General features: G+C 45.5%; 11 protein-coding genes. 5 read left to right on the top strand and 6 right to left on the bottom strand.

Going from position 1 to position 15,285, the window contains the following annotated elements; all coding sequences use genetic code 11:
• The first annotated feature begins 11 nt into the window (after window positions 1-11).
• Window positions 12-956: a glutathione S-transferase family protein gene (locus tag VIC_RS08550; protein WP_006959105.1), complete on the top strand. Its 945-nt coding sequence runs from the start codon at window positions 12-14 to the stop codon at window positions 954-956.
• Here VIC_RS08550 and VIC_RS08545 read toward each other — a convergent pair.
• From VIC_RS08545 to VIC_RS08535, 3 genes are all read right to left on the bottom strand, one after another.
• On the bottom strand, window positions 953-1,960 hold the full coding sequence (locus VIC_RS08545) for a GGDEF domain-containing protein (RefSeq protein ID WP_006959103.1): 1,008 nt from the start codon (window positions 1,958-1,960) through the stop codon (window positions 953-955). The genes VIC_RS08550 and VIC_RS08545 overlap by 4 nt on opposite strands.
• Before the next feature lie 95 nt (window positions 1,961-2,055).
• Complete coding sequence (gene pta, locus VIC_RS08540) at window positions 2,056-4,200, bottom strand: phosphate acetyltransferase (protein WP_006959102.1); 2,145 nt, start codon at window positions 4,198-4,200, stop codon at window positions 2,056-2,058.
• Between the two features lie 120 nt (window positions 4,201-4,320).
• Window positions 4,321-5,517, bottom strand: a complete 1,197-nt coding sequence (locus tag VIC_RS08535) for an acetate kinase (RefSeq protein WP_006959100.1) — start codon at window positions 5,515-5,517, stop codon at window positions 4,321-4,323.
• A gap of 349 nt (window positions 5,518-5,866) precedes the next feature.
• On the opposite strand from VIC_RS08535, the gene yfbV reads away from it, so the two are divergent.
• Window positions 5,867-6,319, top strand: a complete 453-nt coding sequence (gene yfbV, locus VIC_RS08530; RefSeq protein ID WP_006959098.1) for a terminus macrodomain insulation protein YfbV — start codon at window positions 5,867-5,869, stop codon at window positions 6,317-6,319.
• A gap of 188 nt (window positions 6,320-6,507) precedes the next feature.
• Here the strand turns inward: yfbV and ald are convergent, their stop codons facing one another.
• Window positions 6,508-7,632, bottom strand: a complete 1,125-nt coding sequence (gene ald, locus VIC_RS08525; protein ID WP_006959097.1) for an alanine dehydrogenase — start codon at window positions 7,630-7,632, stop codon at window positions 6,508-6,510.
• 156 nt (window positions 7,633-7,788) lie between these two features.
• Between ald and lrp the strand changes: the two genes are divergently transcribed.
• Together lrp and VIC_RS08515 are read left to right on the top strand one after the other, a co-directional pair.
• Entirely contained in the window at window positions 7,789-8,283 is a 495-nt protein-coding gene (lrp, locus tag VIC_RS08520) for a leucine-responsive transcriptional regulator Lrp (protein WP_006959094.1), read from the top strand.
• Between the two features lie 192 nt (window positions 8,284-8,475).
• Complete coding sequence (locus VIC_RS08515; protein ID WP_039951773.1) at window positions 8,476-11,394, top strand: DNA translocase FtsK; 2,919 nt, start codon at window positions 8,476-8,478, stop codon at window positions 11,392-11,394.
• A gap of 99 nt (window positions 11,395-11,493) precedes the next feature.
• Here VIC_RS08515 and dsbB read toward each other — a convergent pair whose 3' ends face one another.
• Together dsbB and nhaB are read right to left on the bottom strand one after the other, a co-directional pair.
• Window positions 11,494-12,015 (bottom strand): disulfide bond formation protein DsbB, encoded by a 522-nt coding sequence (dsbB, locus tag VIC_RS08510; RefSeq protein ID WP_006959090.1) that lies wholly within the window; start codon window positions 12,013-12,015, stop codon window positions 11,494-11,496.
• A 94-nt stretch (window positions 12,016-12,109) separates the two neighbouring features.
• Complete coding sequence (nhaB, locus tag VIC_RS08505) at window positions 12,110-13,699, bottom strand: Na(+)/H(+) antiporter NhaB (RefSeq protein ID WP_006959088.1); 1,590 nt, start codon at window positions 13,697-13,699, stop codon at window positions 12,110-12,112.
• A 694-nt stretch (window positions 13,700-14,393) separates the two neighbouring features.
• Between nhaB and fadR the strand changes: the two genes are divergently transcribed.
• Entirely contained in the window at window positions 14,394-15,233 is an 840-nt protein-coding gene (fadR, locus tag VIC_RS08500) for a fatty acid metabolism transcriptional regulator FadR (RefSeq protein ID WP_006959086.1), read from the top strand.
• Window positions 15,234-15,285: the final 52 nt, after the last annotated feature.

Raw genomic sequence — 15,285 nt, 5'->3', positions numbered from 1 at the left:
GAGAGTGTGATATGGGCAAGTTAGTAGAAGGTAAATGGCAAGACGTTTGGTATGACACTAAAACCAGTGGCGGTAAGTTTGTCCGAGAAGATGCTGGGTTTCGAGAATGGGTGGAAAATAAGCCTAATGCCAAGTTTCAGCCTGAATCAGGTCGCTATCATTTATACGTATCGCTCGCTTGCCCGTGGGCTCATCGTACCCTCATATTCCGAAAACTGAAAAAGCTAGAAGAGCATATTGATGTGACTGTGGTGTGCCCAGATATGATGGGAGAGGGTTGGCAAATGGGCTTGCCTGAGCCTTTATTTGGGCATACTCGAATGCACCAAATCTACACTCAAGCTAAATCAGATTACACGGGGCGCGTTACGGTGCCAGTGCTGTGGGATAAAAAGCATAATACGATAGTGAGCAACGAATCTTCAGAGATTATCCGCATGTTTAACTCAGAGTTTAACGAACTCACGGGCAATCAAGATGACTACTACCCGGATGAGTTAAGAACGTTGGTGGACGAGTGGAATGATTACATATATCCCAATGTGAATAATGGTGTATATCGTTGCGGGTTTGCAACGGCTCAGGAAGCCTACGAAGAAGCTTACGACAATTTGTTTGAAGCGCTTGATCGGATCGACACGTATTTAGCAACCCACCGTTATCTTGCAGGTAATGTTATCACTGAAGCGGATTGGCGATTGTTTACAACATTGATTCGATTTGATGCCGTGTATGTCGGTCACTTCAAATGCAATAAAAAGCGCATTGCCGACTATCCAAACTTGCACGGGTATATGAAAGAGTTGTATCAGGTAGAAGGGATTGCAGACACGACCGACTTTTATCATATCAAGCGTCATTACTACTTTAGCCACACAGGAATCAACCCAACGCAAGTGGTTCCCAAAGGCCCCGAGCTTGACCTAGAATCTGCTCACGGTCGAGAGAGTATTTAAATAGCAATAACCTGATTACGGCCCTGTGCTTTCGCTTGGTACAGGGCCGCATCTGTTATCTTCATTGTTTCGTCAATTCGGACGGTACCTTCCTCGACGACCAATTCGCATAATCCTCCACTAAGCGTCACTTGCAGAGTTTGATCTCCAATCGATATGGGTGTCTGACTTAACTTCTCTCTCAGTGCGTTGGCAATGCTGAACGCGCTTTCTTTGTCGGGCGCTGAAAAAATAGTGCAAAACTCTTCGCCGCCAACTCGATAAAATGCATCTTGGCGTACTTGCTGACCTACGATTTTAGCGACCATTTTTAATACTGTGTCACCTGCGGCATGGCCATAGTTGTCATTGACTCGTTTAAAGTGGTCGAGGTCAAAGTGTACAAGGTAGTGATTGTGAACCAAATCCGGATTGTCGGACGTGTCTGCTTCAAGAGCTAAGCGATTTTTTGCTCCGGTCAATGGATCTAGGAGAGCTGCATCACTGAGCTTGCCTTTGATCTTGGTTTGCATATCCTCATGAACAAAAGAGATCGCCCAAATTAGAAAGTAAGGAATGGTGAAGTTGATTAAGGTATAGGGTGTCGAATTGATTAGTGGTGGATATGAGGCAAGGATAGAAATCGCAACTAAATAGAAGGCGAATGTGATGGCTGAAGCGATATAACGGTTAAAAAATATGTGGTACAAAGCGGGAAAACAAAATGCCCAAAAAACCAGAACAGAGTAGCCATCTGCAACTGCCATGCTGTAGATAAGCAGGGCAGTGAGACCAGAAATCAGTAGCGCCGAATGCCAAGGCCTGTAATGGCCAAATTCGATTCTCAAATACACGTAGATACAGATAGCGGTATAGATAGAGTCGATAACACCGAACTTTGGTAAGTCCCAGAAAAAAAAGTTAACAATCGTAAAGCCTGTGCCTGTGATCGCCAGAAAAAAGCTGGTGATTTTCAGAACATTTTGTTCGAGTGAGGCTTGTGAGGAAAATAGCTTTACTGACATTTGAAACCCAAGCATGACGTTTGGGATAAGTGTAGCAATAAAAAAAAGCAGCAGTAAAATACTGCTGCTTTTTCATCAACATAAACCAATAGAGCTTAGTTTTGCTCTTGGTCTGCCTGAATTGCCGTCAGAGCGATTGTGTAAACAATATCGTCTACTAGTGCACCGCGAGACAAGTCGTTTACAGGCTTGCGCATACCTTGCAACATTGGACCGATAGAGACTAGGTCTGCTGAACGTTGTACCGCTTTGTAAGTCGTGTTACCCGTGTTTAGGTCTGGGAATACAAATACGGTCGCTTTACCTGCTACTGGAGAGTTTGGCGCTTTAGATGCTGCCACGTTTTCCATAATAGCCGCGTCGTACTGAAGAGGACCATCGATGACAAGATCAGGACGCTTCTCTTGAGCTAGTTTCGTCGCTTCACGTACTTTATCAACGTCTGCACCCTTACCAGATTCACCAGTAGAGTATGAGATCATTGCAACACGCGGGTCGATACCAAATGCCGCTGCAGAATCCGCCGATTGGATAGCGATTTCAGCAAGCTGTTCAGCCGTTGGATCTGGGTTGATTGCACAGTCACCGTAAACCAGTACTTGATCAGGCAGAAGCATGAAGAATACTGAAGATACGATAGACGCATTTGGTGCAGTCTTGATGATCTGGAATGGCGGGACAATCGTGTTTGCTGTTGTATGAACAGCACCAGAAACCAGACCGTCAACTTCATCGTTTTCTAGCATCATAGTGCCAAGGAATACTGAATCTTGTAGCTTCTCACGAGCCACAACTTCCGTCATGCCTTTCGCACCACGTAGCTCAACTAGACGCGCAACGTAATTTTCACGTACTTCATCAGAGTTGATGATAGTTACACCGGTACCTAGCTCAACGCCTTGTTGTGCTGCAACACGTTTGATCTCTTCTGGGTTACCCAGAAGCACACACTCTGCAATACCGCGCTCGGCACAGATAGCCGCCGCTTTAACGGTACGTGGTTCATCACCTTCAGGCAGAACGATACGTTTACCTGCACGACGAGCGAACTCAGTAAGCTGGTAACGGAATGCTGGTGGGCTTAGACGGCGAGACTTTTGAGTGCCTTCCGTCATAGACTCAATCCAGTTGCCATCGATGTGGCCAGCAACGTGTTCGTTGATGAACTCGATACGCTCTTTATCATCTTCAGGTACTTCAAGGCTGAAGCTCTGTAAGTTCAGAGATGTCTGCCAAGTGTTGCCTTGTGCTTTGAAGATTGGAAGGCCGGTGTCAAACGCTGGCTTACAAAGACCAACGATTTCTTCAGGAATGTCGTAGCCACCCGTTAGAAGAACCGCACCAATATCCACACCATTCATTGCTGCAAGTGCTGCTGCAACAATTACGTCTGGGCGGTCCGCAGAGGTTACCAATAGAGAGCCATGCTTAAAGTGCTCAATCATGTTTGGTAGTGAACGTGCACAGAACGTGATGCTCTTGATACGACGAGTGTTGATATCACCTTCGTTGATGATGTCTGCATTGAGGTGCTTCGCCATGTCGATTGCACGAGTAGCGATCAGGTCAATGCTCCATGGCACGCAGCCAAGAACGCGGATTGGAGATGTGTTAAAGATCTCCATCACTTTCATTTCGTTTTGCTTCGCGCTGTCTGCATCATCAAAGATTTCTGACAGGTCCGGGCGAGTACGGCCTGCTTCATCAACTGGAGCGTTAAGCTTGTTGATGATTACGCCGGAGATATTCTTGTTCTTAGTACCGCCGAAGTTCGAACATGCGACTTCGATACGCTCTTTAAGCTGCGCAGGGTTATCTGTGCCTGGTGTCGCAACAAGTACGATCTCTGCGCCAAGTGTTGCTGCGATTTCCGCATTCACTTGGTTCGCAAATGGGTGCTTACGAGTAGGTACAAGACCTTCGATTAACGTAACGTCCGCGTCTTTGTTGATCTGGTTGTAACGCTCTACTACTGTTTCCAGCAGCTCGTCCATGTTGTCGTTACCAATCAGGCTCTCAGCTACAGACATTGCCAAAGGTTCACCGATCTTCATATCGCTGTTATAACCAACGATCGTTGAAGTCAGATCTGGTTGATCACCACCTGAGCGTGGCTGACAAATTGGCTTGTAGAAAGAAACCTTAACGCCTTTGCGCTCCATTGCGCGAAGAACACCCATGCTTACACTAGTAAGACCAACACCAGCGCTGGCAGGGATAAGCATAATAGTACGAGACATTCGTAGAGTACCTTTAGCTATTTTAGATAAAAGCCCAACTTCGTATTCCCTGAGATGGAATAGGAGTTACGCCCCTTAGTAAGAAAACCGGCTGACTTAAAAGTCAGCCGGTTGAGTCAATTAAAGACCTGCTAGACGTGCAGTGTCTTCAGCGATAACGAGCTCTTCGTTAGTAGAGATAACCATCGCTGGGATGCGGCTGTCAGCTGTAGTGATAGTACCTTCGCCGCCAAAACGTGCTTTCAGGTTAGCTTCTCCGTCAACTTCGATACCGAATACGCCTAGACGGTTAAGAACCATCTCGCGGATTGGACCAGAGTTTTCACCGATACCACCTGTGAATACGATCGCGTCTAGACGACCTTCTAGAGTCGCAGTGTAACCAGCCACGTACTTCGCTAGGCGGTGGCAGAATACGTCCATCGCGCGAGTTGCTTCTTCTTTCTCACCGTAGTTGTCTTCAACGAAACGGCAGTCAGATGTAACTTCAGTTAGACCAGCAAGGCCAGACTCTTTAGTTAGCATAGTGTTGATTTGCTCTACAGAGTAACCAAGTGCGTCGTGTAGGTGGAAGATGATCGCAGGATCGATATCACCACAACGAGTACCCATTACTAGGCCTTCAAGTGGAGTTAGACCCATTGAAGTATCTACAGACTTACCGTTTTTGATTGCACAAACAGATGCACCGTTACCTAGGTGACAGTTGATGATGTTTAGTTCATCTGCAGGCTTACCTAGGCGCTCAGCTGCTTCGCGAGCGATGAATAGGTGAGATGTACCGTGCATACCGTAGCGACGGATACCGTGCTCTTTGTACAGGTTGTATGGAAGGGCGTATAGGTACGCTTCTTCTGGCATAGACTGGTGGAAAGCCGTATCGAATACCGCTGACATTGGCAGGCTAGGGAATGCTTTTTGAGCCGCTTTAATACCGATGATAGCCGCTGGGTTATGAAGAGGTGCTAGTGTTGCACAGTCTTCGATACCTTTAAGAACGTCGTCAGTGATAAGAGCAGATTGAGTGAACTTCTCACCGCCGTGTACAACACGGTGACCAACTGCTTTCAGTTGATCTGCAAGTTCTGGCTTAGAAGCAAGAATAGTTTCTACGATGAAAGAAAGCGCTTCATCGTGTGCTGCACCTTCACCTAGTTGTGCTTCGTGCTTACCATCCAGTTTCCATTTGATACGTGCTTCAGGAAGGTGAAGACATTCAGCAAGACCTGTTAGGTGCTCGTTGCCGTTTTCTGCATCGACAATCGCGAACTTAAGAGAAGAACTACCGCAGTTTAAAACTAAAACTAGCTTAGACATGAGTGACTACCTGTAATAATCAATTAGGATAAAAAATTAATCACAAGAATAGACGAAGCTCAAAAGGCTGCGTACTAATCTTGGTCAAAAAAACTTCGAATTCCGTATAAAAGACAGCAGTGATTCCCGCTCACTGCTCTTGCATCCGCTGCAGAAGGGTCCCGAGAGTTGCTTAAATTGTAAATAACAGCAACAATGAGATTGTGGGCCTGCAAAGGATAACGATAATAGCCAATAATAACAAAAAAATTTGAAAGAATATTAACTTTCATCAATTTTTTACGCTGAAAGTTGAATCTTTCAACTGAATTTTAGTTTTTAAGGCCCGATACTGGAGTGAGAGAGTCCTATGAGTAATAAAGTCGGTTTAGTTCATAACCTACGTGATGGGCAGAAGTACATGGAAACGTGGCCTATGCGCAAAGAACTCAATTTACTGTTTCCAGAGCAACGCATTATCAAAGCCACTAAATTTGGCGTAAAAGTAATGCCTGCAATCGCTGCTATTAGCGTTTTGACCCAAATGGCCTTCAATAACTACTCAGCAATGCCCCAGGCGGTGATTATGGCATTGTTCGCCATTAGCTTACCGATTCAGGGTATGTGGTGGCTTGGCAGTCGTGCGAATACCCAACTTCCTCCAGCATTGGCGGGCTGGTATCGTGAAATTCACCAAAAGATCGTTGAGAGTGGATTTGCGTTAGAGCCGATGAAAAGTCGCCCTCGTTATAAAGAGCTGGCTCAAATTCTTAATCGTGCTTTTCGTCAGCTAGACAAAAACGCACTGGAACGTTGGTTTTAGAGAACACATCGGCGATTTCTTGAGAGCACCTCATTTTTAATCACAATGGCTTTTCTGAGAAGCTGTGAATAAAGAAAAGGTTTCATCAACCGATGCAGACCTGGTGAAGCCAAAAAACGGCCCTAATCCCCATAAAAAAAACGCCCACCGAAGTGAGCGTTTTTTTTGCTATATATTGCTATTCAACATTAGTTGAACATTGCGATAGCATTCGCTGGGTCTACGTATTCTAGGTCGAAGCTTTCTGCTACTTCTTTACACGTTACTTTACCGTGAATAACGTTTAGACCTTCTAGGAAGCCGTTGTCCTCTAGAAGTGCTTCGCGGTAGCCCTTGTTCGCTAGCTTCACAATGTAAGGCAGTGTTGCATTGTTTAGAGCGAAAGTAGAAGTGCGTGCAACAGCGCCTGGCATGTTTGCTACACAGTAGTGAACAACGTCATCAACAATGTAAGTTGGATCTGCGTGAGTTGTCGCGTGTGAAGTTTCGAAACAACCACCTTGGTCGATTGCAACGTCAACAACAGCTGCGCCTGGCTTCATCTTAGCGATGTGCTCTTTAGTCACTAGTTTAGGTGCAGCAGCACCTGGGATTAGAACAGCACCGATGACTAGATCTGCTTCTAGAACATGCTTCTCAATAGCATCTTCTGTAGAGTAAACCACTTTTGCACGACCTTGGAATTCTTCATCTAGACGGCGAAGCGTGTCTACATTGCGGTCTAGGATAGTGACGTCAGCTCGTAGGCCTACAGCCATACGTGCCGCGTTTGCACCTACTACGCCGCCACCAACAACAACAACTTTTGCTGGCTCAACACCTGGTACACCACCAAGAAGAAGACCACGGCCACCGTGAGATTTCTCTAAAGTTTGTGCACCCGCTTGAATAGACATGCGACCTGCTACCTCAGACATTGGAGCAAGTAGTGGCAAGCGACCCATATTATCTGTTACAGTCTCATACGCTATACAGACAGCTTTGCTCTTGATTAGCTCTTCAGTTTGTGGAAAATCTGGTGCTAGGTGCAAATAAGTAAATAATATTTGTCCCTCGCGGAGCATAGCACGCTCAACAGCTTGAGGTTCTTTAACCTTTACAATCATTTCTGCTTGCGCGAAAACGTCAGCAGCGGTAGGAAGAATGGATGCGCCTACAGCGATGTAATCATCGTCTGAAAAGCCGATGCCAGAACCGGCATTGGTTTCTACAAAAACCTGGTGACCTTGAGATACTAGCTCGCGAACGCTCGCTGGGATCATACCAACACGGTACTCGTGGTTTTTGATTTCCTTAGGTACGCCAATGATCATCCTGACTCCTCATTTTATTTTGGTTGTATTAACTATGTGTAGGGTAATTCTGTCGAATTAATATCTAGTATAGATACGATTGAATAAAATTTGATACTGAATATTAAAAAGTTGTAGTATATTTTTTTGCAAGGAAGTAATAAGGTGGAATAAAAAATGGCAGACAACAATAAGAAGCCGTCTAAGGATCTAGACCGTATCGATCGCAACATTCTAAACGAACTGCAGAAAGACGGTCGTATTTCAAACGTTGAACTGTCTAAACGAGTTGGTCTTTCACCAACGCCGTGTTTAGAACGTGTTCGTCGTCTGGAACGTCAAGGGTACATTACGGGCTATACAGCTTTGTTAAACCCGCAGTTCCTTGATGCATCACTATTGGTTTTCGTAGAAATTACGCTAAACCGTGGTGCGCCAGATGTGTTTGAACAATTTAATGCAGCAGTGCAGAAGCTCGATGATATTCAGGAATGTCACCTAGTATCAGGTGATTTCGATTACCTATTGAAGACTCGAGTGTCGGACATGAGTGCATATCGAAAGCTCCTTGGCGATACGCTTCTACGTCTTCCTGGTGTTAACGACACACGTACGTATGTTGTTATGGAAGAAGTTAAACAGACAAACCAGTTAGTTATCAAAACACGCTAATCTTTGCAGAGTAGCGTAATACCTTTCGATATTCTGACTTAAGGTAATTGGGTTTTAAGTCCCGATATGGTTAAATCGATAGTCCGAGTGGCATAGCTGCTCGGACTATTTTTTTCCCTACTGATTAGCCGGGTGGATGTTCAAGCAAGGGTGTTGCATTCGGGTCAGTATCACGTAGTTGATAAGTTGGTTATGTTCAAAGAGAACAAAAATAAAGTTGAAACAATAATCAAAACCGGAGAAGAGCCTCAGTCTTCTCGTCTTGATGGCCCTCAACGCCTTAAAGAGTGCAGTCTTATCGTGATTGTGCTGTCTTCTATATTATTGTCCATCGCCTTACTCACGTTTAATCCTGCTGACCCCTCTTGGTCTCAAACCGCTTGGGGTGGAGACATCAATAACGCAGGCGGTTTGGTCGGCGCTTGGGTTGCCGATACATTATTTTTTACCTTTGGTTCGATGGCTTATCCGATTCCAATCATTATCACGATTACCGCTTGGGTCATGTTGAGAAAGCGAGGTGAAAACGAACCTATCGACTTGATGCTTTGGGGCACACGTCTTCTAGGTTTAACGATCCTTATCCTGACGAGCTGTGGTCTTGCAGATATTAACTTCGATGATATCTGGTATTTCTCTTCTGGCGGTGTAATTGGTGATGTGCTGACCAGTTTATCGTTACCTACTCTCAACATCTTAGGAACTACCCTAGTTTTTCTCTTTTTGTGGGGAGCGGGTTTCACCCTACTGACTGGGATTTCATGGTTATCGATAGTAGATTGGCTGGGCGAAGGTGCCATCCACTTACTAACAAACCTGGTGAACAAAGCTCGTGGTGAAAAAGAAGAACTCATAGAACCTCAATTAACGACACCTCGTGATGATACAAAGCAAGCTCCGGTAGATGATGCAGAAACAGAAGACGCGTTATTTGCAGCGAATGTGGATGAGGAACCTCGCCGTTTCAATATCCACATGCCTGATTCTCGCAAAGAGCCAACAGTGAGTGACCCAGTTGTCGAGAGAATCGACATTGAGCCTCGCTCGTACCAACCTGAACCAGAAGAACTTCCTGAACCCATTGTCGAAGCACCTCCAGTCGTTCAAAGCAACGTATATGACAAAGAACCAAAAGAAGAGCGCACCAGACAGCTTGGTTCGACGATAGAAGAACTCGAAGCGGCAGCTCAAAGCGAAGATGATTTTGCGCTTCAAGAGCAAGAAAGCATAAAAGAAAACATCGATGTCGCAGATAGAGAACCTGAACCGGTGGAGTCTCCTGTTAACGCTGACCCTATTCAAGGTATGCCGTGGAGCACTGAAGAGGTTCATGAAGAGCAAGAAATAGTTCAGCCTCGAATTGACCCTATAGAGCTCGAACAGATCTCGACTGAGGTGGAACCAGACAGCAGCCATCAAGACCCTGTTATCTCGTCATTTGAAGTCGCTGATGAAGACAGTGACATTAACGCCTCCGTAGAAGTCGAAGATGTTGAAGAGGGCGATGCGGATGTCGCAGCGTTCCAGAACATTGTCTCGGATGCTCAGGCAAAAGTTGCTGCTCAGCAGAACCCGTTCCTTGTTCAGCAAGAAGCTAATCTCCCTACGCCAAAAGAGCCAATGCCCACATTAGAGCTGTTGTATCACCCAGAAAAACGCGAGAACTTTATTGACCGCGCTGCGTTGGAAGAGATTGCTCGCTTGGTGGAAGCTAAGCTTGCCGACTACAAAATTAAGGCTGAAGTCGTCGATATCTTCCCAGGTCCCGTCATTACAAGATTTGAACTGGACTTAGCGCCAGGGGTTAAGGTCTCCCGTATTTCAGGCCTTTCTATGGACTTAGCTCGTTCATTGTCAGCGATGGCGGTTCGTGTTGTTGAAGTAATACCAGGTAAACCATACGTAGGACTTGAGTTACCAAACATGAGTCGCCAGACAGTGTACTTCTCAGATGTTGTTGGTAGCCAGCACTTTATTGAAGCCAAATCGCCGACAACGGTCGTACTTGGTCAAGATATCGCAGGTGAGGCTGTTGTCGCAGATTTGTCGAAGATGCCGCACGTTCTGGTCGCGGGTACCACGGGCTCAGGTAAGTCGGTGGGTGTAAACGTGATGATCTTGAGTATGCTGTACAAAGCGACGCCTGAAGAAGTACGTTTCATCATGATTGACCCGAAAATGCTCGAGCTATCGGTATACGAAGGCATTCCACATCTTCTATCTGAAGTGGTTACTGACATGAAAGATGCGTCGAATGCGCTGCGTTGGTGTGTGGGTGAGATGGAACGTCGTTACAAGCTAATGTCTGCACTAGGTGTACGTAACATCAAAGGCTTTAACGACAAGCTCAAGATGGCCGCAGAAGCAGGGCATCCGATTCACGATCCACTGTGGCAACCGGGTGACAGCATGGACGAAACGCCACCACTGCTGGAGAAACTGCCTTATATTGTGGTTATTGTCGATGAATTTGCTGACTTGATGATGGTGGTAGGCAAGAAGGTCGAAGAGCTCATAGCCCGTCTTGCTCAAAAAGCGCGTGCCGCTGGTATTCACTTGATTCTCGCGACGCAGCGTCCATCTGTTGACGTCATTACTGGCTTAATCAAAGCCAATATCCCAACCCGTGTTGCGTTCACTGTATCAACTAAAACAGATTCTAGAACCATTCTTGATCAAGGTGGTGCTGAATCACTATTAGGTATGGGTGACATGCTTTACCTTCCTCCGGGTTCCAGCCACACGGTGCGTGTACATGGTGCGTTTGCTTCGGATGACGATGTACATGCTGTGGTAAACAACTGGAAAGCGCGTGGTAAGCCAAACTACATTGATGAAATCACCAATGGCGATCAAGGACCAGAAGGCCTACTACCGGGTGAGAAACCTGAAGGTGAGGAAGAGATGGACCCGCTGTTTGATCAGGTTGTCGAGCACGTCGTGCAGTCACGCCGTGGTTCTGTTTCAGGTGTGCAGAGACGTTTTAAAATTGGCTATAACCGTGCAGCTCGCATCGTTGAGCAATTAGAAGCTCAAGGGATTGTAAGTGCGCCGGGGCATAATGGAAATAGAGAAGTGTTAGCCCCTGCACCTGGCCGTGAGATGAACTAATGCCATCTGAACAATAGATGAGAGACCAAAATAAAAAGGGTTGGCACATATGTGCCAACCCTTTTTAATCTCTAGCTTCTAGCTTCTAGCTTCTAGCTTCTAGCTTCTAGCTTTCGCAAACTGTGCAATAACGATAACGACCAATGCCGCTAGGTTTGCTGCGAAGATAACGACCAACCATTGAGGCATAGAGAGCGAAAGAAACTGCCATACGACTTTGCTACAGTCACCAAATGCTTCAAACATCCATGGAGCCCACTTGTTGAGAGGTGCCCAATCGGGGAAGGTGACAAACAAATCGCAGGTGGCAAACGGAGAAGGGTTGAATTGGTAATCGACGTGCTCCAGAGCTAGCATTAAGCCTTTATATGAACTCGCACCCCAAGCCGCGAGTCCCAGCCAGCGTGCCGCTGTGTTATCCGGTGCTATCAAACCGATTATGGCTGCTGCGCCGATGCCAAGCATAGCGACTCGCTCGTAGATACACATAACACAAGGTGCGAGCATCATGACGTGCTGAAAGTATAATGCTGCAACTTCAAAGAAGATGACAAAGGCTAGTAACAGTAACCAAGACAAGCGCGATTGGGAAAAAGACTTAATGGTAGAAAGAATGTTCACAGAGATATCCTGTTTATAAAAAAAGCTCTGACTAATCAGAGCTTTTTATCGTGGAAAAGTTTCGGCTTCAACTAAAACTTTTGAGTTTTCTTGATTAATGTCCGCCAGAGACAGCTGGAGTCAGCTCACCTACATGTGCTGAAATCCAACCTGCATCGTAAAACCACGCTGTCATCGGCTCAACAAGGAACACAATACCTGCAAGACCAACCAGTGCAAGGACGATCGTGTAAGGCAGAGCCATTATAACCATGCGGCCATAAGATAAGCGAATCAGAGGCGCAAGAGCTGAGGTCAACAGGAATAAGAAGGCTGCCTGACCATTTGGCGTGGCTACCGAAGGAAGGTTGGTACCAGTATTGATTGCTACTGCGAGTAGGTCGAACTGGTCGCGAGTGATTACTCCCTCAATCAGTGCAGTTTTCACCTCGTTGATGTAAACCGTACCGACGAATACGTTATCTGACACCATCGAAAGTATGCCGTTAGCAATATAGAAGAGTGCCAACTGAGCCCCTTTATCTTCGACGTGTAACACCGCATCGATAACAGGCTTAAATAGCTGTTGGTCGATGATCACTGCAACAACGGCAAAGAAGACGGCAAGTAAGGCAGTAAACGGCAACGCTTCTTCAAACGCTTTGCCCATTGAATGTTCTTCGATGACACCAGTAAATGCGGTAGCAAGAATGATGACAGACAGGCCAATCAAGCCAACAGCCGCAAGGTGAAGTGCTAGTCCGACGATAAGCCAGATAGCAATTGCACCTTGAATCCACAGCTTCGCGACATCTTGCTTAGTACGTGTTTTACGTTCTGCATTGTCAAAGTCGACTAGGATTTGACGAACGTTATCAGGTAAACGAGCACCGTATCCACAGATTTTAAGCTTTTCAACAAGTACACAAGTAATTAAGCCGCAGACAAAAACGGGTGCCGTAACCGGTAGCATACGAATAATAAATTCGCCGAACTGCCAGCCGGCCTGATCAGCAATGATCAAGTTTTGCGGCTCACCAACCATAGTCATTACACCACCCAGTGCCGTACCGACACCTGCATGCATCAATAAAGAACGCAAAAAGGCACGATAGTTTTCTAAATCATCGCGCGTTAGCTCTGAAAGATGGTCGTCTTGAGTATGGTCGTGTGACGCTGTTGAGCCTTTACCTGAAGCGACTTTGTGGTAGATCGCGTAGAAACCGACCGCCACGCTAATGACAACTGCAATAACGGTTAGTGCGTCAAGGAAAGCGGATAGAAAAGCTGCAGCAAAACAAAAGGCTACAGAGAGCAAGCTTTTTGAGCGAATGCCAAGTAGTATCTTTGTAAAGATAAACAGCAGTAGCTGTTTCATGAAGTAGATGCCCGCTACCATGAAGATCAGGAGCAATAACACTTCGATGTTGGCGACTAGCTCATGTTTGACTTGCTCTGGGCTGGTCATTCCAATCGCAATAGCCTCAATGGCTAATAAGCCTCCCGGCTGAAGAGGGTAACACTTGAGGGCCATCGCGAGAGTAAAAATAAACTCTGCGACCAGAAGCCAACCCGCTACGAATGGGTCGATAAGGAAAAAGACAATCGGGTTGATGATAAGAAATGAAATGATGGCAACTTTATACCAATCTGGGGCCTTTCCTAAGAAATTCTTAATGAAAGCATTCCCGAGTGACATCGGCATGATACTAATACTCTTAAATGTTGTTATGAATAGACACTGCGTGTGCTTGCATCTATATATCTGTGTCATTGTGGGCTTAGCTCATCACCAAATTAATCGTGGCGAATGACAAGAAAAAACGCTGAAACAGACCTGATTCAACAGTGACTTAGAAAAACAACATAAAGCAAAATGATATGTGGCCTTGCCAAGTCACTCCCTGAGAAAGACAAGCACTCCTTACTTTGGTCGCAACTGTACTCCTCAAGTTAATTTAGTCAATAATAAAGTTTATCTTGATAAATCGCTCAGTGGACTTTTGTTTAAAAACGCGATCAAAGTGGCGTTAAGGCGGGATGAGAGTTGTGAAAAAAAACAATTCATGGCAGCTCGGCCTCGAAAAGGTCGAATAAGATAGATTATGTCATTATATTGAATGGAAATGACAGTTTAATATTGCAAAATTAAAAACTTATGTTTTGCAAACTAAGTCAATACCCATAAGGGCTAGCAAGTGTGAAGTTTTTATTAAATTTATAATAAATTAGCTTTGACTCAAAGACATAATAACGCAATCCCTCAGTATAAATTAGAGCTACAACTCTATTGGTGTTTTGCGTCAAGTTTACTTTCGGTTTGTTTCCGATAACTAAGAACTAGTGGTATGATGAGTTCTATTCGACCCTATAAATAAAAATATTGGATAGTTAAATTAATGGTCATCAAGGCAAAGAGCCCTGCAGGTTTCGCAGAAAAATACATCATTGAGAGTATTTGGAAAGGGCGCTTCCCTCCAGGTTCTATTCTTCCCGCTGAACGCGAGCTCTCTGAATTAATAGGGGTTACCCGAACGACACTGCGTGAAGTGCTACAGCGCTTGGCGCGTGACGGCTGGTTAACCATCCAACACGGCAAACCGACCAAGGTTAACCAGTTCATGGAAACATCGGGGTTACATATCCTCGACACGCTAATGACCTTGGATGCGGATAACGCAACTTCGATTGTTGAAGATTTGCTTGCGGCACGAACAAACATCAGCCCTATTTTTATGCGCTACGCGTTTAAAGCGAATAAAGAAAGTGCAGAACGTACCATTAGTGGTGTTATAGAATCTTGTGAGAGCCTGCTTGCTGCAGACTCTTGGGATACGTTTATGGAGTCTTCGCCTTATGCGGAGAAAATCCAACAACATATCAAAGACGACGGTGAGAAGGACGAAGCTAAGCGTCAGGCAACTTTGATTGCTAAAACCTTTAACTTCTATGACTACATGCTGTTCCAACGTCTGGCGTTCCATTCAGGCAACCAGATTTACGGATTGATTTTCAACGGTCTTAAAAAGCTGTACGACCGCGTAGGAAGTTACTACTTCTCAAGCCCGGAAGCACGTAATCTAGCACTGCAATTTTACCGCGATCTACTGGAAGTTTGCGAAACAGGTGATCGTGACCGAATCATCGTTGTTGTTCGTCACTATGGTATTGAAAGTGGGCAGATTTGGAACGAGATGAAAACCTCGCTGCCAACAAGCTTCACTGAAGATGACAGCTAAGAATGGTAATCGAATAAAAGAAAACCCGCCGATTGGCGGGTTTCTTGTCTTT

Origin of the sequence: Vibrio coralliilyticus ATCC BAA-450 (assembly GCF_000176135.1) — a bacterium.
GTDB lineage: Bacteria > Pseudomonadota > Gammaproteobacteria > Enterobacterales > Vibrionaceae > Vibrio > Vibrio coralliilyticus.
This window is presented reverse-complemented; position numbering and strand designations above follow the sequence as displayed.

Coding starts and splice junctions, on each gene's coding strand:
- VIC_RS08550 (WP_006959105.1), top strand. CDS start 12: ATGGGCAAGTTAGTAGAAGGTAAATGGCAAGACGTTTGGTATGACACT.
- VIC_RS08545 (WP_006959103.1), bottom strand. CDS start 1,960: ATGTCAGTAAAGCTATTTTCCTCACAAGCCTCACTCGAACAAAATGTT.
- pta (WP_006959102.1), bottom strand. CDS start 4,200: ATGTCTCGTACTATTATGCTTATCCCTGCCAGCGCTGGTGTTGGTCTT.
- VIC_RS08535 (WP_006959100.1), bottom strand. CDS start 5,517: ATGTCTAAGCTAGTTTTAGTTTTAAACTGCGGTAGTTCTTCTCTTAAG.
- yfbV (WP_006959098.1), top strand. CDS start 5,867: ATGAGTAATAAAGTCGGTTTAGTTCATAACCTACGTGATGGGCAGAAG.
- ald (WP_006959097.1), bottom strand. CDS start 7,632: ATGATCATTGGCGTACCTAAGGAAATCAAAAACCACGAGTACCGTGTT.
- lrp (WP_006959094.1), top strand. CDS start 7,789: ATGGCAGACAACAATAAGAAGCCGTCTAAGGATCTAGACCGTATCGAT.
- VIC_RS08515 (WP_039951773.1), top strand. CDS start 8,476: ATGTTCAAAGAGAACAAAAATAAAGTTGAAACAATAATCAAAACCGGA.
- nhaB (WP_006959088.1), bottom strand. CDS start 13,699: ATGCCGATGTCACTCGGGAATGCTTTCATTAAGAATTTCTTAGGAAAG.
- fadR (WP_006959086.1), top strand. CDS start 14,394: ATGGTCATCAAGGCAAAGAGCCCTGCAGGTTTCGCAGAAAAATACATC.